This is a genomic window from Microbacterium sp. Soil_C_42, from assembly GCF_057656735.1.
The window spans coordinates 1-18,006 of the sequence record NZ_JBDGJU010000015.1 but is presented as its reverse complement, the minus strand read 5'-3'; the positions used below and the strand labels follow the sequence as shown (position 1 = coordinate 18,006).

Genomic DNA, 18,006 nt, shown 5'->3' with positions numbered 1-18,006 from the left:
GATTTGCGGATGCTGCGACCCGGCGGCTATCGTCGGCCCATGCCTTCGGCGCCCCAGGGACTCTCGACGCTCGTTCCGAGCGTCGTTCCCGTGCGCCGACGCCGTCTGGGCGAGCGCCGACTCTAGGCGACCCCGCACGCCGTCCTGTCATGGACCGTCGCGAGTGGGCGTCGCCGTCTCCGGCCCTCAGCCCCAGACTCTAAGGTGGAATCCATGACATATTCGGTCGCCGTCTCCGGCGCATCCGGCTATGCGGGCGGCGAGATCCTGCGGATCCTCGCCGCGCATCCCGACGTCGAGATCCGCACCGTGACCGCGCACTCCAACGCGGGACAGCCGCTCATCCAGCATCAGCCCCACCTGCGCTCCCTCGCGCACCTGACCCTCGCCGAGACCTCGCCCGAGGTGCTCGCCGGTCATGACATCGTCTTCCTGGCGCTGCCGCACGGCCAATCCGGGCAGTACACCGACGCCCTCGGCGACACCCCGCTGGTGATCGACGCCGGGGCCGATCATCGCCTCGAATCGGTCGCCGACTGGGATCGCTTCTACGGCGGCGACTTCCACGACCCCTGGGTCTACGGCGTTCCTGAGTTGCCGGTGGCGGGTTCGAAGCAGCGCGAGAGGCTGGTCGGCGCATCTCGCATCGCGGCACCCGGCTGCAACGCCTCCACCGTGAGCCTGAGCCTCGCGCCAGGCGTGGCCGCGGGTGTCATCGATCCGTCCGACATCGTGACGGTGCTCGCCGTCGGCCCTTCGGGTGCCGGGAAGAGCCTCAAGACGAACCTGCTCGCCGCCGAGATCCTGGGGTCCGCGAACCCTTACGCGGTGGGCGGGTCGCACCGGCACATCCCCGAGATCCGCCAGGCGCTCGCCGCGGCGCGCGCTGCGGGCGCCGCCCCCGGCAGCACCGCCGACGAGGGAATCCGCATCTCGTTCACCCCGGTCCTGGTGCCGATGTCGCGGGGGATCCTCGCGACATCGACGGCGCCGATCGCGCCGGGCGCGACGGACGATGAGATCCGCGCCGCGTGGGAGTCCGCGTACGGCGATGAGACGTTCGTGCAGCTGCTCCCCGCGGGACAGTTCCCGCGAACAGCCGACGTCCTGGGTGCCAACACGGCGCTGATGGGCCTCGCCATCGACCGGGCCGCGAACCGCGTGACGGTCGTCACGGCGGTCGACAACCTCGTCAAGGGCACGGCCGGAGCCGCCGTGCAGTCCATGAACATCGCGCTGGGGCTCGCCGAGGGCACCGCGCTGACCGTGAACGGAGTCGCGCCGTGAGCGTCACCGCGCCCCAGGGATTCGAGGCGGCCGGCGTCGCCGTCGGCCTCAAGTCGACAGGCAAGCCCGATGTGGCGGTCGTCGTCAACCGAGGCCCGCTGAAGGTCGGCGCCGCGGTGTTCACGAGCAACCGGGCGAAGGCGAATCCGATCCTGTGGTCGCAGGAGGTCATCCGCGACGGCGTGGTCGAGGCGATCGTCCTCAATTCCGGCGGGGCGAACTGCTTCACGGGATCATTCGGCTTCCAGACGACGCATCAGACGGCCGAGAAGGCCGCCGAGCTGCTCGGCGTGAGCGCCGGCGACATCCTGGTGTGCTCCACAGGGCTCATCGGCACCGGCGACGAGGTGTTCCGCGCGAAGGTGCTCGCCGGCACCGAGCAGGGCATCGCCGAGCTCACCGCCGACGGCGGGGACGCCGCATCCCTCGCCATCATGACGACGGATTCGAAGCCGAAGCGCGCGGTCGCGACCGGCGACGGCTGGTCGATCGGCGGCATGGCGAAGGGCGCCGGGATGCTGGCACCCGGCCTCGCGACGATGCTCGTGGTGATCACGACCGATGCCGTGCTGGATTCGGCACAGGCCGACGCGGCGCTGCGCGCCGCCACCGGCCGCACGTTCGACCGGCTCGACTCGGACGGCTGCATGTCGACCAACGACCAGGTCACCCTCATGGTCAGCGGGGCTTCCGGCGTCACCCCCGATCCTCACGCGTTCGCCGCTGCGCTCGCCGAGGTCTGCCAGGACCTCGCGCAGCAGCTGCAGGGCGACGCCGAGGGCGCGAGCCACGACATCACGATCGAGGTGACAGGCGCAGCGTCCGAGGACGACGCGGTCGAGGTCGGCCGGTCGGTCGCGCGCAACAACCTGTTCAAGGCGGCGATCTTCGGCAACGACCCGAACTGGGGTCGTGTACTGGCCGCGATCGGCACGACCGGCGCCGCGTTCGACCCGTACGACGTCGATGTGTGGATGAACAGCGTGCGCGTGTGCAGCGCCGGTGGTCCCGACGCGCCGCGCGAGGCGGTCGACCTCACGCCGCGCGCGACGCACCTCGTGATCGACCTGAAGGTCGGCGAGGCGACGGCGACGATCCTCACGAACGACCTGACCCACGACTACGTCCACGAGAACAGCGCGTATTCCTCATGACCGACCTGCAAGAGACCGATCCCGGTGAAGCCAGCGCCCGGGCGGTGACCCTCATCGAGTCGCTGCCGTGGCTCAAGCGCTTCCGCGACCAGATCGTCGTCGTGAAGTACGGCGGCAACGCGATGGTCAGCGAAGAGCTGCAGGACGCCTTCGCCGCAGACATCGCCTACCTCCGCTACGTCGGGGTCAAGCCCGTCGTGGTGCACGGCGGCGGCCCGCAGATCTCGTCGATGCTCGACCGTCTCGCGATCCCGAGCGAGTTCAAGGGCGGCTACCGCGTCACCTCGACCGAGGCGATCTCGGTCGTGCGGATGGTGCTCACCGGTCAGATCAACCCGCAGCTGGTGTCGAAGATCAACGCGCACGGCCCGGTCGCGACCGGGCTCAGCGGTGAGGATGCCGGCCTCTTCGGCGGCCGCCGCCGCGGAGTCGTCATCGAGGGGGTCGAGCACGACCTCGGTCGCGTCGGCGACGTCGTCGAGGTCGATCCGCAGCCCGTGCTCGATCAGATCGAGGCGGGCCGCATCCCCGTCGTCTCGAGCATCGCCCCCGACCTCGACCACCCGGGACACTCGCTGAATGTGAACGCGGATGCCGCGGCATCCGCTCTCGCCGTCGCACTCGGTGCAGCGAAGCTCGTGGTGCTCACCGATGTCGCGGGGCTCTATGCGGACTGGCCCAACCGCGACTCGCTCGTGTCGCACCTGACCTCGACGGAACTGAAGGCGATGCTGCCGACGCTCGAGTCGGGCATGATCCCGAAGATGGCGGCGTGCCTGGAGGCCGTCGAGGGCGGCGTCGAGACCGCGGCCATCATCGACGGGCGGGTGCCGCACTCGGTACTCGTGGAGATCTTCACCAGCAAGGGAATCGGAACAGAGGTGGTGCTCGGATGACGTGGCAGGACGATGCGGGGCGCGACCTCGTGAAGAGCTTCGGTGCTCGCATGCAGATGTTCGTGCGGGGCGAGGGCTCGTACTTGTGGGATGCCGACGGCAAGCGCTACCTCGACTTCCTCGCGGGGATCGCGGTCGACTCGCTCGGCCACGCGCACCCGGTGTTCGTCGATGCGATCGCCACGCAGGCGGCGACGCTCGCGCACGTCTCGAACTACTTCGCGACGCCGCCGCAGCTCGCGCTCGCCGCGACCCTGAAGCGCCTCGCCGGCACCGGAGATGCGGGCCGCGTGTACTTCGGCAATTCCGGCGCCGAGGCGAACGAGGCGGCGTTCAAGCTCGCCCGCCTGCACGGCGGATCCGAGCGTCCGCGCATCCTGGCGCTCACGGACGCGTTCCACGGCCGCACGATGGGCACGCTCGCCCTCACCGGCAAGCCGTACATGCAGGAGCCCTTCCTCCCGATGACGCCGGGAGTCGAGTTCATCGACTCGACGGTCGAGGCGCTCGAGGCCGCGATCGACGACCGCGTGGCCGCCCTGTTCGTCGAGCCCGTCAAGGGCGAGGCCGGCGTGATCCCGCTGCCCGAGGGCTACCTCGCTGCCGCGCGCGAGATCACCGAGCGCCACGGGGCGCTCCTCATCGTCGATGAGATCCAGACCGGCGCCGGTCGCACGGGGGAGTGGTTCGCCTTCCAGCACGAGGGCGTCACCCCCGACGCGATCACCGTCGCCAAGGGCATCGGCGGCGGCTTCCCGATCGGCGCGCTCATCACGTTCGGCGCTGCGAGCGAGCTGTTCTACCCCGGCACGCATGGCTCGACGTTCGGCGGCAACGCGCTCGGCACCGCCGTGGCGGGCGCCGTGCTCGGCGAGATCGAGCGGGCGGAGCTGGTGCGCAACGCCGCGGAGCGCGGTGCGCAGCTGCGCGCGGCGATCGAGGGCATCGACTCGGATCTGATCGACGGATGCCGCGGCTCGGGCCTCTTGATCGGCATCGGGCTGACGCATCCTGTCTCGAAGGCCCTCGTCGCCGCGGCCCAGGAGCATGGTCTCGTGATCAACGCGCCGAACGACGAGACCATCCGCCTCGTCCCCGCCCTCACGATCGGAGACGTGGAGATCGACGAGTTCATCGAGCTCTTCACCGCGACGCTCCGTACCGTCCAGGACGCGCTCGTGCTCGATGCTTCGGAGGTTCCCGCATGACCCGCCACCTGCTGCGCGACGACGATCTGACCCAGGCCGAGCAGGACGAGATCCTCGACCTCGCGGTCTCGCTCAAGAAGGACCGCTGGAAGCTCAAGCCCCTCGAGGGGCCGCAGACCGTCGCGGTCATCTTCGACAAGTCGTCGACCCGCACGCGCGTGTCGTTCGCGGTCGGCATCGCCGACCTCGGCGGCTCGCCGCTCATCATCTCCACCGCGAACAGCCAGCTCGGCGGCAAGGAGACACCCGCCGACACGGCCCGCGTGCTCGAGCGTCAGGTGGCGGCCATCGTGTGGCGCACGTACGCGCAGTCCGGCCTCGAGCAGATGGCCGAGGGCACCCGCGTGCCGGTCGTGAATGCCCTGAGCGACGACTTCCACCCGTGCCAGCTGCTCGCCGACCTGCTCACCATCAAGGAGCACAAGGGCGAACTGGCTGGACTCACCCTCTCGTTCTTCGGCGACGGCAAGTCGAACATGGCGCACTCGTACGTGCTCGCGGGGGTGACCGCAGGCATGCATGTGCGCGTCGCGTCACCCGAGGCGTACGCCCCGCGCGATGACGTGATCGCCGACGCCGACCGCCGCGCGGCCGAGACCGGCGGCTCGGTCACCCTCTACACCGACGCCAACGAGGCGGCGGCCGGTGCCGACGTCATCGTCACCGACACGTGGGTGTCGATGGGCAAGGAGGAGGAGAAGCTCGAGCGCCTCCGCGACCTCGGCGGGTACAAGGTGACCCAGGAGCTCATGGGGCTCGCGAAGGACGACGCGATCTTCATCCACTGCCTGCCCGCCGACCGCGGCTACGAGGTCGACGCCGAGGTGATCGACGGTCCGCAGAGCGTGGTGTGGGATGAGGCCGAGAACCGGCTCCACGCCCAGAAGGCTCTGCTGGTCTGGCTCCTGCGCCAGGGCTGAGAGCGCCCGGTCGGTGAGCGGGCGAGAGCTGAGTGACACCGCGCGCTCCGCGCCGCGCGCCGACGGCTGGCTCGCCACGCGCTGGGAACGTCTGAACGGTCCCCGGCGCATCGGCGGGGTCGATCTCGCGCGCGGTCTCGCGGTGCTCGGCATGTTCGCCGCGCACCTGCTCTGGATCACCGAGCCGTTCGACGTGCTCGAGCCCGATACCTGGATCGCCGTCGTCTCGGGCCGGTCGTCGATCCTGTTCGCGACGCTCGCCGGGGTGTCGGTCGGCCTGGTCACCGGAGCGCGGGCGCCGCTCACGGGAGACGCGATGAGCACCGCGCGAGGGCGGCTCGCCGTGCGGGCAGGACTGCTCTGGGTGCTCGGCATCCTGCTCATCGCCACCGGCGTGCCCGTGTTCGTGATCCTTCCGGCCTATGCGCTCATGTTCCTGCTGGCGCTGCCGCTGACGTCCCTGCCGGCGCGTGTGCTGCTGCCGCTCGCCGCCGGGCTGGCACTGGTCATGCCGTTCGTCCAGATCGTCCTCGACGCGCTCCCGTTCTGGCGTACCCCGATCGGCGGCCCGGTGTCGCTCGGTCTCGGGTGGCACTACCCGTTCACGACCTGGATCGCGTTCGTCGTGGCCGGCCTCGGTGTCGCGCGTGCCGGCGTGACCCGGCTGCGAGTGCAGGTGCGGCTCGTCGTCGCCGGAACCCTGCTCGCCGCGCTCGGCTACGGGCTCGGGGCGGCGACCGGTGCAGACCCCGAGGCCGAAGCATCGACATATCTCGGAGCGCTCTGGACCGTCCGGCCGCACTCCACCGGACTGCTCGAGGTGATCGGCTCCGGCGGGTTCGCACTCGCCGTCCTCGGGGTGTGTCTGCTCGCATGCCGCACGTTCCTCGTGTGGGTCGTGCTGCCGCTGCGGGCCGTAGGCGCGATGCCGCTGACCGCGTACACGCTGCAGCTCGTGGTGTGGGCCGCCATCGCCGCCACGGTGCTCGACCGGGTCGGCGACCTCATCGGCTTCCGCGCGCTGCTGCCCTTCTGGCCGCTCACCATCGGCACCGTCGTCCTGTGCACCGCGTGGGCGCTCCTCGTCGGCCGCGGCCCGCTCGAGACGGTTCTCGACGCGGCCTCGCGCTTCGCCGTTCCCGCCGATCGGGTTCCCCGCTGACGCGACACCTGCGGGCGGTTCGGCCGCTGTGGTCGTTCCGCGCGCCGGTTGCGGCGTCACGGGCCGACTCGCGTCCGGGGTCTGGGCTGGCGGGGCGGGTGCTGCGCGGGCGGGTCGGCCGCTGTGGTCGTTCCGCGCGCCGGTTGCGGCGTCACGGGCCGACTCGCGTCCGGGGTCTGGGCTGGCGGGCCGGCTCGGCGTCCGGGGTCGGGGCAGGCGGGTCGGGTCGGCCGCTGTGGTCGGTCCGCGCGCCGGTTGCGGCGCGACGGGCCGACTCGAGGGGGCGGCGAATTCGGGGCGTGATCAGCCCCGCCAGCCGGCGCGGGCGAGAGCGGTGCGCACCCGGGAGACCGCCGCCGCGGGGGTGGGCTTCATCTGCGCCGACGTGATCCGGAGCACCTCCCACCCCTCGGCGGCGCACGCCGCGTGTTTGAGGATGTCCCGCTCCCATTGCGCGGCATCCCTGCGGTGGTGATCGCCCTCGTACTCGATCAGCACCCGGTACTTCGCGTACGCGAGTTCCGTGTAGCCGATCGGCGTGCCGTCCGAGGCGATCACGTCCACATCGAGCTCGGGTTCGGGCAGTCCCGCGCGGATGAGCGCGAGCCGCAGCTCGGTCTCCCGCGCCGATGAGCTCCCGACCCGGATCTGCGACAACGCATCCCGTAGCTTGGCGGCCCCACGGCGCGGCTGAGCGGCGACCGATTCGAGGTCGGCGATGCTCGCATGCGCGTCCGAAGGGCGGCCGCGCCGCATGCCTCTCGCGCGGGGAATACGGACGATGGCGTCTCCCACGGCGATGAGCTCGTCCACCGTGAGCAGCTCGGCGAGGTGCGCCCAGGTTGTCGCGGCATCCGTCACCCGGAAGCCGTCGCGCTCGGTCACGGCTGTGACTCCCGCGCGGAATTGCCGCGCTCGCACTCCGGTCGCCTTCGAGGACCGGTGCGGATGAAACACGCCTGCATCGACAGGACGAGGCCCCAAACGCTCCACACCCGTGGTCGCAGCATCCGTTCGTGGCGTCGATGCCGCCGCCCGCAGAACATGGCGAGGGAGAGGGAACTTCCAGATCACGGCTGCGGTGACGGACCAGAGGAAGGCGTGGGACGGAGCGATCGACTGGTACGCGCGCGCCCGGCTCACGATGGCAGCCCGAAGCAGCCTCGCCTCCCGTGCAGCAGTGCCCTCGTCGGGCACCCAGGGCTCTGGCTCGATCATCCGGGCTCGTGCGCCGCGAAAAGGCTTGTCGAGATCATCGTTTCGAAGCCGTCGCGACGACAGTCCCGCCGCCCTCGCCGTCGCGACGGAGAAGCTGTCACCCAGCGACGAGGGCAGGGGGCGGGGCTTGCGCGGCATATCGTCATCGTCCCTGGCGCGGTGTCCCGCACGACGCGGGCAGACCGTATCTCTGGACAGCGACCCCGTCTGGTCTCGTGTGGAGGAGCAGGCGACGCCTGCTCGACGGCCGCTGTGGTCGCTGTGGACGGCCGATGCGGCGCGGAGGGCCGACTGGGCACGGTCCCGCGCCGACACCGGGTGAATTCTCCACGCCGGGTCGGCCGTTGACGTCGTCAAGCGCGGCCGATGCGGCGCGGAGGGCCGACTCGGTGCCGCTCGATTCCGATGGACGCGGCGCCGCTGCCCGATCGGAGACGATGACATACCGGCGGTCGGGCGGGTGGCGCGTCGGTAGGCTGGTCGAGTGAGTGAATCGAAGGGCGACGGCGGGACCAACGAAGGCGCACTGTGGGGGGCCCGCTTCGCGTCGGGGCCGTCACCAGCGCTCGCCGAGCTGAGCCGATCGACCCACTTCGACTGGGATCTCGCGCTGTACGACATCGCCGGCTCCCACGCCCACGCGAAGGCGCTCGCCGCGGCCGGGTACCTCACGGCCGACGAAGAGCAGTCCATGCACGAGGGCCTCGATGAGCTCGCACGGGGCGTGACCGACGGGACGCTTCGGCCCGCGGCATCCGATGAAGACGTCCACGGTGCTCTCGAGCAGGCGCTGATCGGCGTCGTCGGCGCCGAGCTCGGCGGAAAGCTGCGCGCCGGTCGCAGCCGCAACGACCAGATCGCGACGCTCGTGCGGATGTACCTGCTCGACCACTCGCGCACGATCGCGCGCGAGATCCTCCGCCTCGTCGACGCACTCGTGGCCCAGGCTGACGCCCACCCCGACGCGATCATGCCGGGCCGCACCCACTTGCAGCACGCACAGCCCGTGCTCCTCGCGCACCACTTGCAGGCCCACGCATGGCCGCTGGTGCGTGACCTGGAGCGTCTGCGTGACTGGTCGGCGCGCGCGGCGGTGTCGCCCTACGGCGGCGGCGCCCTGGCCGGCTCGACGCTCGGGCTTGACCCGCAGCTCGTGGCACGTGAGCTGGGACTCGATCGACCGGCCGAGAACTCGCTCGACGGCACGTCCTCGCGCGACGTGGTCGCCGAGTTCGCCTTCATCACGGCCATGATCGGCATCGACGTCTCGCGCTTCGCGGAGGAGATCATCCTCTGGAACACGCGCGAGTTCGGCTTCGTGACCCTCGACGACGGCTACTCGACCGGCTCGAGCATCATGCCGCAGAAGAAGAACCCCGACATCGCCGAGCTCGCGCGCGGCAAGGCGGGCCGCCTCATCGGCAACCTCAGCGGACTCCTCGCGACCCTCAAGGCCCTCCCGCTCGCGTACAACCGCGACCTGCAGGAGGACAAGGAGCCGGTGTTCGACTCCGTCCGCACCCTCGAGACGGTGCTGCCCGCGTTCGCCGGCATGGTCGCGACCATGCGCTTCCACACCGACCGCATGGCGGCGCTCGCTCCGCAGGGGTTCTCGCTCGCGACCGACGTCGCTGAATGGCTCGTGAAGCGGGGCGTCCCGTTCCGCGACGCTCACGAGATCTCGGGGCACCTGGTCCGCGTGTGCGAGGAGAACGGCCTCGAGCTGCACGAGGTCTCCGACGCTCAGCTCGCCGGCGTCTCCGGGCACCTTACGCCCGAGGTCCGCGAGGTGCTCAGCGTGGAGGGCTCCGTCGCGAGCCGCACCGGCGTCGGCGGCACGGCTCCCGTCCGGGTCGCCGAGCAGCGGGCCGAGCTGGTCCAGCGTGTGCAGGACGCCGCGCACGCCCTCGGGCTCTGAGGCTCAGCGGCGCAAGTCCCCTCGCGCTCACCAGATGGCGAGGCGCACCAGGGCCGCGACGACGCACGCCCACACGAGGCTCGAGAGCGTGCCGATGATGAAGCGCTCGCGCGCCTCGGCGGTCGCGAGCTCGGAGAACCGGCCGATGCCCTTGAGCGCCACGACCACGGCGATCGCCTCGGGGAACCCTGCGATGATCCCCAGCGTCACCGCGACCCGCTCGAGGTAGCCGATCGTGGTGCCGCCGCGCATCACCTCGCGCACGGCGCCCTCGCCGGCGACGGCTCCCGGCAGAGAGGGCGCGCGCAGGAGGATGCCGCCGTTGTCGCCCTCTTCGACGCGCCCGTGGCTGGCGATCTCGAGGACCCGCCGCGTGATCGGGTTGCCGCCGAGCACTCCGAGGGCGGTGCCGAGCATGGCGATGCCCAGCCCGAGGAGCAGCGGCACGTCGACGGGGGACACCGTCACCACGAGCAGGCACAGGACGACGAGCACGCCCGCGACCACCAGCGGGATGGTCGAGGGCTTCCGGAGGCTGATCACCACCAGCACGAGTGCGCCGCAGAGCGCGAGGAACAGGAAGATCGTGAGCGCGGCGACGAGGATCACGTCCGGGGAGACCATGGCGTCAGTCTGGCACGGGCCCCGGACTCAGCCGCGCGAGCACGCGGACGAGCGCAGGCGCCGCCGCCTCCTCGGTCCGAAGGCCCGCCGCCTTCACACGCAGGCTGACCGCGCCCTCCGAGATGCCGAGGCGCGCGGCGGCTTCGCGCTGCGTGATCCCCTCGGCGAGCAGGTCGTAGATCTCCCACCCCTCGGCAGTGCGCCGATCGCGCAGCTCGACCAGCAGGCGCACGAGCGCCTCGGCGTCCGTCCCGCCCTCCGGCGCGGTGATCGCGACGCGGGTGGCGGCCTTCTTCGCGCGCTCGACCGCATCGCGCGCGTTCACGAAGGCCTCGCCGCGTGCGGCCCGAACGCTGTCAGGCAGCGGTGATTCGACCTCTCCGACGCCGACCCCGACGCTCCATCGACCCGAGCGGGTCAGGTCGAGCACGATCTCGAGCAGCGCTCCGGCGTCGGCCACGGCGACCTGGACCTCGTCGCCCGCAGTCCGCTCCGGAGCCAGCGCGAGGCCCTGATGTCCCTTCGCGTGGACGGATGCCAGAGCCGTCGGCACGAGGTCTGCGCTGCTCCGGCTGTCGCGCTGGTCGCTGGTGATCACGAACATGGTCGTCCCTTATGCGTGAGAGCTTAAATCATGTGAAGTTTAGCCTGAGGGCATCAGTCAGACAAGCCTGCATGCTAAATGCAAAAGATATTAAGCCCAGAGGCTAGAGCGAGCACACGTGCTTCTGTCGGACGCGCGGACCGCCGAGGCGGCCGTGCGCGCGCGGGGCGAGGCATCCGTCGCTGATAGCCTGGCGGGCGTGTCTGAAACCGTCGTGAGCGCGACTGCGCCCGCGATCGACCCCACGTTCGAGAACGTGTGGGACGAGATCGTGTGGCGTGGGCTCGTGCATGTGTCCACCGATCAGGAGGCGCTGCGCGCCCTTCTCGCCGGGGACCCGATCACGTACTACTGCGGCTTCGACCCGACCGCGCCGAGTCTGCACCTCGGAAACCTCGTGCAGCTTCTGACGATGCGCCGCCTGCAGCTCGCGGGCCACAAGCCGCTCGGACTCGTCGGCGGCTCGACCGGACTCGTCGGCGATCCGCGCCCCTCCGCGGAGCGCACACTCAACCCGCGCGAGACGGTGGCCGAGTGGGTCGGCTACCTGCGCTCGCAGGTGGAGCGGTTCCTCAGCTTCGAGGGCGAGAACGCCGCGCGCATCGTCAACAATCTGGACTGGACCGCGCCCATGAGCGCGATCGACTTCCTGCGCGAGATCGGCAAGCACTACCGCGTGGGCACGATGCTCAAGAAGGACGCCGTCGCGGCGCGCTTGAACTCAGAGGCCGGCATCAGCTACACCGAGTTCAGCTACCAGATCCTGCAGGGGATGGACTTCCTCGAGCTCTACCGTCAGTACGGCTGCGTGCTGCAGACCGGCGGCAGCGACCAGTGGGGCAATCTCACGAGCGGCACGGACCTCATCCACCGCGTCGAGGGCGTGTCGGTGCACGCGATCGGCACGCCGCTGATCACCAACAGCGACGGAACGAAGTTCGGCAAGAGCGAGGGCAACGCGATCTGGCTCGACGCCGCGATGTGCAGCCCGTACCGCATGTACCAGTTCTGGCTGAACACGGATGACGCCGATGTGATCCAGCGGCTCAAGATCTTCACGTTCCTGACGCGCGCCGAGATCGAGGACTACGAGCGCCTGGTCGCCGACGAGCCGTTCCGTCGCGCCGCGCAGAAGCGCCTGGCTCTCGAGGTCACGGCTTTCGTGCACGGCACGGATGCTGCGGCCGCCGTCATCGCGGCGTCCGAGGCCTTGTTCGGCCAGGGCGACCTCGCCGCCCTCGACGCGAACACGCTGCGCCACGCGCTTGAAGAGCTGCCCCACGCCACCGTCGCCTCGGGGACGAGCGTCGTGCAGGCGCTGGTCGACACCGGCCTCGTCTCGAGCCTCTCGGAGGGCCGACGGGCGATCGCCCAGGGCGGTGTGTCTCTCGACGGCTCCAAGGTCGAGGACGAGTCGGCGACCGTGTCGGGCACTCTGCCCGGCGGAGTCTCGGTGCTGCGCCGCGGCAAGAAGACGCTCGCGGGCGTGTTCGTCGGCTGACGTCGAGTGACGAGCGGCGTGGCTCTGCGGATGGACGGCTGACGGGTGCCGTTCACCCCGAGCCATGCCGTCGTCGCGCTGCCGTTCGTGCGCACGCCACTGGTGCCGGCGGCGGTCGCGATCGGCGCGATGGCACCGGACCTGCCGCTGTTCGTCCGCGGACTGCCGCTGCATTACGGCGTCACGCATGCGCTCGGGTGGCTGCCGGCGACGATCGTGCTGGCATTCGGCCTCCTCCTCGTCTGGCGGCTGCTGCTGCGGCCGGCGGTGCGCGAACTCTCGCCGCAGTGGCTGGCGGCGCGGCTGCCGGGGGAGTGGGATGCCGGCGCCGGCCCAGCCCTCCGTGAGACGCTCGCGATCTCGGGGACCCCCGCTCGGGTGTCGTGGGCGGGGATGCTGCTGCTGGTCCTCTCTCTCACGATCGGCGTCGTGAGCCACATCGCATGGGATCTGTTCACCCACGAGGGTCGGTGGGGGACGACACTGATCCCCGCTCTGGAGTCCGAATGGGGACCGCTCCCGGGTTACAAGTGGTTGCAGCACGGCTCGAGCGCGATCGGGCTCGCGATCCTCGGGATATGGATGCTGATGTGGCTGGTACGCCGTGACCCCGAGGCACCCGCTGCGGGTGTGATGCCGTCGTGGGTCCGCCGGGTGTGGTGGGTGTCACTGCCGGTGATGCTGCTGGCCACCTGGGTGTGGGGACTCGTCGTCTTCGGCCCGCTCGACGAGGAGTTCACCGTCGCCCATCTGGGCTACCGCGTGCTTCCGCCGGCGTGCGCGGTGTGGGGCGCGATCACCCTCGCGCTGTGCGCTGTTGTCCAGGTACTCCGGCGACGCACCGCGGCAGCGACGACTCCCGCGTGATTCCGCGGCTGAGGGCGTGCGACACGCCCGGGGCGCGGCCCCGATTCGACGAGGCATCGGGGCGCACGTAGAGTATTACTCGTTCGCCCCACAGGGAAGCGGAGAGGCCGAGAGCCTTCCCCCCTCACGCGGAGAACAAACTCCCTTCCTCCCACGCTCTTTCGGGCGTCCCGCTTGCGGGTAGAGGATGGGGTCCTGCCTCGGAGACCGCGGTCGCCGTCGAGCCAGATGATCTGGAGATCACGGCGTGTCGGTTTGACAGACGGGTCGGGCAGGATAAGATAGTGAAGTTGCCCTGCGGTGATGGCTGTGAAGCTGGAGCGTGGGTGCGTCCGATCTTTGAGAACTCAACAGCGTGCACTTGTCAAATGCCAATTTTTTTCTCTGTCGACCATTTTTTGGTTGGTGGGGGTCTTTTTTGGATCAATTCATGGATGTCAGTTTGATATTCGTTTTTGGTCATGGTTGAACTCGCTGCTTTCGGTCTTATTCCGATTGTTTGCAGCATCATTTTTTTATGGAGAGTTTGATCCTGGCTCAGGATGAACGCTGGCGGCGTGCTTAACACATGCAAGTCGAACGGTGAAGCCAAGCTTGCTTGGTGGATCAGTGGCGAACGGGTGAGTAACACGTGAGCAACCTGCCCTGGACTCTGGGATAAGCGCTGGAAACGGCGTCTAATACTGGATATGAGCTTTCACCGCATGGTGGGGGTTGGAAAGATTTTTCGGTCTGGGATGGGCTCGCGGCCTATCAGCTTGTTGGTGAGGTAATGGCTCACCAAGGCGTCGACGGGTAGCCGGCCTGAGAGGGTGACCGGCCACACTGGGACTGAGACACGGCCCAGACTCCTACGGGAGGCAGCAGTGGGGAATATTGCACAATGGGCGGAAGCCTGATGCAGCAACGCCGCGTGAGGGATGACGGCCTTCGGGTTGTAAACCTCTTTTAGCAAGGAAGAAGCGAGAGTGACGGTACTTGCAGAAAAAGCGCCGGCTAACTACGTGCCAGCAGCCGCGGTAATACGTAGGGCGCAAGCGTTATCCGGAATTATTGGGCGTAAAGAGCTCGTAGGCGGTTTGTCGCGTCTGCTGTGAAATCCCGAGGCTCAACCTCGGGCCTGCAGTGGGTACGGGCAGACTAGAGTGCGGTAGGGGAGATTGGAATTCCTGGTGTAGCGGTGGAATGCGCAGATATCAGGAGGAACACCGATGGCGAAGGCAGATCTCTGGGCCGTAACTGACGCTGAGGAGCGAAAGGGTGGGGAGCAAACAGGCTTAGATACCCTGGTAGTCCACCCCGTAAACGTTGGGAACTAGTTGTGGGGTCCTTTCCACGGATTCCGTGACGCAGCTAACGCATTAAGTTCCCCGCCTGGGGAGTACGGCCGCAAGGCTAAAACTCAAAGGAATTGACGGGGACCCGCACAAGCGGCGGAGCATGCGGATTAATTCGATGCAACGCGAAGAACCTTACCAAGGCTTGACATACACGAGAACACTCTAGAAATAGGGGACTCTTTGGACACTCGTGAACAGGTGGTGCATGGTTGTCGTCAGCTCGTGTCGTGAGATGTTGGGTTAAGTCCCGCAACGAGCGCAACCCTCGTTCTATGTTGCCAGCACGTAATGGTGGGAACTCATGGGATACTGCCGGGGTCAACTCGGAGGAAGGTGGGGATGACGTCAAATCATCATGCCCCTTATGTCTTGGGCTTCACGCATGCTACAATGGCCGGTACAAAGGGCTGCAATACCGTGAGGTGGAGCGAATCCCAAAAAGCCGGTCCCAGTTCGGATTGAGGTCTGCAACTCGACCTCATGAAGTCGGAGTCGCTAGTAATCGCAGATCAGCAACGCTGCGGTGAATACGTTCCCGGGTCTTGTACACACCGCCCGTCAAGTCATGAAAGTCGGTAACACCTGAAGCCGGTGGCCCAACCCTTGTGGAGGGAGCCGTCGAAGGTGGGATCGGTAATTAGGACTAAGTCGTAACAAGGTAGCCGTACCGGAAGGTGCGGCTGGATCACCTCCTTTCTAAGGAGCACCTCAACCCTTCGGGGTTGCAGGAACCTCAGCAGAGCGAACGTCTCTGCGGGGGCTCGTGGGTGGAACATTTGACATGGCATCAGCGCAGCTGATTCCTACTAGTACGCCGCATCCTTTCGGGGGTGTGGTTGGAGGGTGGGGGTTGGGGAGCGGGGTGCCTGCACGCTGTTGGGTCCTGAGGGACCGGACGCCGCTTGATCCTCTTTGGGGGGTGGGTGGTGTGCAACTCTCTAGGGCTTCTGCTGCCGGCCGGTTGGTCGTGTGGTGGGGGTGCCGCCCGTACTTTGAGAACTACACAGTGGACGCGAGCATCTTTGCAAGATGACCCTTCGGGGTTGTTTTGTGTTGATGATCTTAAAGATCATTAGTCAATTTCTGTCGCGCTCCTTTTTGGAGTGTGGCTGAGTTTTGATTCTCATGTTTTCAAGTCTTTAAGAGCAAACGGTGGATGCCTTGGCATCTGGAGCCGAAGAAGGACGTAGCAATCTGCGATAAGCCTCGGGGAACTGATAAGCAAGTTTTGATCCGAGGGTGTCCGAATGGGGAAACCCCGCTGGGCGGCGTGCCGACCTAGTGACTCCCGCCTGAATATATAGGGCGGGTAGAGGGAACGTGGGGAAGTGAAACATCTCAGTACCCACAGGAAGAGAAAACAACCGTGATTCCGTGAGTAGTGGCGAGCGAAATCGGATCAGGCTAAACCTCATGTGTGTGAGAGCCGGCAGGCGTTGCATGTGGGGGGTTGCGGGACGTTCCTGATCATTCTGCCGAGTGGTCGACGTGACAGAAGCGTATAGACGAACCGTCTTGAAAGGCGGGCCAGAGTGGGTGCCAGCCCCGTAGTCGAAATGCGTGTTCTGACGTGGAGCGTATCCCAAGTAGCACGGGGCCCGAGAAATCCCGTGTGAATCTGTCAGGACCACCTGATAAGCCTAAATACTCCCAGATGACCGATAGCGGACAAGTACCGTGAGGGAAAGGTGAAAAGTACCCCGGGAGGGGAGTGAAATAGTACCTGAAACCGTTTGCTTACAAACCGTTGGAGCACCCCTGGTAGGTGTGACAGCGTGCCTTTTGAAGAATGAGCCTGCGAGTTAGCGATATGTGGCGAGGTTAACCCGGGTGGGGTAGCCGTAGCGAAAGCGAGTCTGAATAGGGCGATTCAGTCGCATGTCCTAGACCCGAAGCGAAGTGATCTATCCATGGCCAGGCTGAAGCGACGGTAAGACGTCGTGGAGGGCCGAACCCACTTAGGTTGAAAACTGAGGGGATGAGCTGTGGATAGGGGTGAAAGGCCAATCAAACTTCGTGATAGCTGGTTCTCTCCGAAATGCATTTAGGTGCAGCGTTGCGTGTTTCTTGCCGGAGGTAGAGCTACTGGATGGCCGATGGGCCCTACAAGGTTACTGACGTCAGCCAAACTCCGAATGCCGGTAAGTGAGAGCGCAGCAGTGAGACTGTGGGGGATAAGCTTCATAGTCGAGAGGGAAACAACCCAGACCACCATCTAAGGTCCCTAAGCGCGTGCTAAGTGGGAAAGGATGTGGAGTTGCTTAGACAACCAGGAGGTTGGCTTAGAAGCAGCCACCCTTGAAAGAGTGCGTAATAGCTCACTGGTCAAGTGATTCCGCGCCGACAATGTAACGGGGCTCAAGCACGCCACCGAAGTTGTGGCATTGACATTATTGGTAGGCCTTCGTGGTCCAGCCGTGTTGATGGGTAGGAGAGCGTCGTGTGGCGAGTGAAGCGGCGGGGTGACCCAGCCGTGGACGCTACACGAGTGAGAATGCAGGCATGAGTAGCGAAAGACGTGTGAGAAACACGTCCTCCGAAAGACCAAGGGTTCCAGGGTCAAGCTAATCTTCCCTGGGTAAGTCGGGACCTAAGGCGAGGCCGACAGGCGTAGTCGATGGACAACGGGTTGATATTCCCGTACCGGCGAAGAACCGCCCAAACTAATCCAGTAGTGCTAAGTATCTGAATCCCCATGACCGGATCCTTCGGGTGATGGCGTGGGGCCTAGCGTACGACCCCATTCTGGTGCGGTTAGCGTATTAACAGGTGTGACGCAGGAAGGTAGCCCATCCCGGGCGATGGTTGTCCCGGGGCAAGTGCGTAGGCCGAGTCATAGGCAAATCCGTGACTCATACAGGCTGAGACACGATGCGGATGAAAAGTGGGTGATCCTATGCTGCCGAGAAAAGCATCGACGCGAGGTTCTAGCCGCCCGTACCCCAAACCGACTCAGGTGGTCAGGTAGAGAATACCAAGGAGATCGAGAGAATCGTGGTTAAGGAACTCGGCAAAATGCCCCCGTAACTTCGGGAGAAGGGGGGCCATCCACTTATACCAGCTTGCCTGGAAAAGGGTGTGGTGGCCGCAGAGACTAGTGGGTAGCGACTGTTTACTAAAAACACAGGTCCGTGCCAAGTCGCAAGACGATGTATACGGACTGACGCCTGCCCGGTGCTGGAAGGTTAAGAGGACCGGTTAGCCGCAAGGCGAAGCTGAGAATTTAAGCCCCAGTAAACGGCGGTGGTAACTATAACCATCCTAAGGTAGCGAAATTCCTTGTCGGGTAAGTTCCGACCTGCACGAA

12 protein-coding genes and 2 rRNA genes are annotated in these 18,006 nt (G+C 66.9%); 11 read left to right on the top strand and 3 right to left on the bottom strand.

The genetic code is table 11. The features are described from left to right. The first annotated feature begins 213 nt into the window (after window positions 1-213). The 6 genes from argC to AC3A46_RS10745 are packed head-to-tail and all read left to right on the top strand — an operon-like array spanning window position 214 to window position 6,627. The gene (gene argC, locus AC3A46_RS10770; protein WP_487665168.1) at window positions 214-1,287 is read left to right on the top strand and encodes an N-acetyl-gamma-glutamyl-phosphate reductase; all 1,074 of its coding nucleotides are present in this window, start codon (window positions 214-216) and stop codon (window positions 1,285-1,287) included. Continuing rightward, window positions 1,284-2,441 (top strand): bifunctional glutamate N-acetyltransferase/amino-acid acetyltransferase ArgJ, encoded by a 1,158-nt coding sequence (gene argJ, locus AC3A46_RS10765; protein WP_487665167.1) that lies wholly within the window; start codon window positions 1,284-1,286, stop codon window positions 2,439-2,441. Before argC ends, argJ begins: the two co-directional genes overlap by 4 nt. Continuing rightward, window positions 2,438-3,337: an acetylglutamate kinase gene (gene argB / locus AC3A46_RS10760; protein ID WP_310289958.1), complete on the top strand. Its 900-nt coding sequence runs from the start codon at window positions 2,438-2,440 to the stop codon at window positions 3,335-3,337. Before argJ ends, argB begins: the two co-directional genes overlap by 4 nt. Beyond that, window positions 3,334-4,545: an acetylornithine transaminase gene (locus tag AC3A46_RS10755; protein WP_487665166.1), complete on the top strand. Its 1,212-nt coding sequence runs from the start codon at window positions 3,334-3,336 to the stop codon at window positions 4,543-4,545. Before argB ends, AC3A46_RS10755 begins: the two co-directional genes overlap by 4 nt. Continuing rightward, window positions 4,542-5,465 (top strand): ornithine carbamoyltransferase, encoded by a 924-nt coding sequence (argF, locus tag AC3A46_RS10750; protein ID WP_487665165.1) that lies wholly within the window; start codon window positions 4,542-4,544, stop codon window positions 5,463-5,465. Before AC3A46_RS10755 ends, argF begins: the two co-directional genes overlap by 4 nt. A 13-nt stretch (window positions 5,466-5,478) precedes the next feature. After that, window positions 5,479-6,627, top strand: coding sequence for a heparan-alpha-glucosaminide N-acetyltransferase domain-containing protein (locus AC3A46_RS10745; protein ID WP_487665164.1), 1,149 nt, complete (start codon window positions 5,479-5,481; stop codon window positions 6,625-6,627). 303 nt (window positions 6,628-6,930) lie between these two features. Here the strand turns inward: AC3A46_RS10745 and AC3A46_RS10740 are convergent, their stop codons facing one another. After that, complete coding sequence (locus tag AC3A46_RS10740; protein ID WP_487665163.1) at window positions 6,931-7,512, bottom strand: hypothetical protein; 582 nt, start codon at window positions 7,510-7,512, stop codon at window positions 6,931-6,933. Window positions 7,513-8,329: 817 nt separating this feature from the next. On the opposite strand from AC3A46_RS10740, the gene argH reads away from it, so the two are divergent. Beyond that, on the top strand, window positions 8,330-9,763 hold the full coding sequence (gene argH, locus AC3A46_RS10735) for an argininosuccinate lyase (RefSeq protein ID WP_487665162.1): 1,434 nt from the start codon (window positions 8,330-8,332) through the stop codon (window positions 9,761-9,763). 27 nt (window positions 9,764-9,790) lie between these two features. Here argH and AC3A46_RS10730 read toward each other — a convergent pair whose 3' ends face one another. Both AC3A46_RS10730 and AC3A46_RS10725 read right to left on the bottom strand, forming a co-directional pair. After that, window positions 9,791-10,387, bottom strand: a complete 597-nt coding sequence (locus AC3A46_RS10730; protein ID WP_487665161.1) for a hypothetical protein — start codon at window positions 10,385-10,387, stop codon at window positions 9,791-9,793. 4 nt (window positions 10,388-10,391) lie between these two features. Then, entirely contained in the window at window positions 10,392-10,991 is a 600-nt protein-coding gene (locus AC3A46_RS10725) for a DNA-binding protein (RefSeq protein ID WP_487665160.1), read from the bottom strand. A gap of 199 nt (window positions 10,992-11,190) precedes the next feature. Here AC3A46_RS10725 and tyrS point away from each other — a divergent pair, with 199 nt between their 5' ends. The 4 genes from tyrS to AC3A46_RS10705 form a co-directional block, all read left to right on the top strand. Next, on the top strand, window positions 11,191-12,492 hold the full coding sequence (gene tyrS, locus AC3A46_RS10720) for a tyrosine--tRNA ligase (RefSeq protein ID WP_487665159.1): 1,302 nt from the start codon (window positions 11,191-11,193) through the stop codon (window positions 12,490-12,492). A 45-nt stretch (window positions 12,493-12,537) separates the two neighbouring features. Continuing rightward, window positions 12,538-13,359 carry a DUF4184 family protein gene (locus AC3A46_RS10715; protein WP_487665158.1) on the top strand — a complete coding sequence of 274 codons (822 nt, stop codon included), beginning with the start codon at window positions 12,538-12,540 and terminating at the stop codon, window positions 13,357-13,359. 514 nt (window positions 13,360-13,873) lie between these two features. Beyond that, window positions 13,874-15,395, top strand: a 16S ribosomal RNA gene (locus AC3A46_RS10710). Between the two features lie 433 nt (window positions 15,396-15,828). After that, window positions 15,829-18,006 (top strand): 23S ribosomal RNA (locus AC3A46_RS10705); the annotation flags it as partial.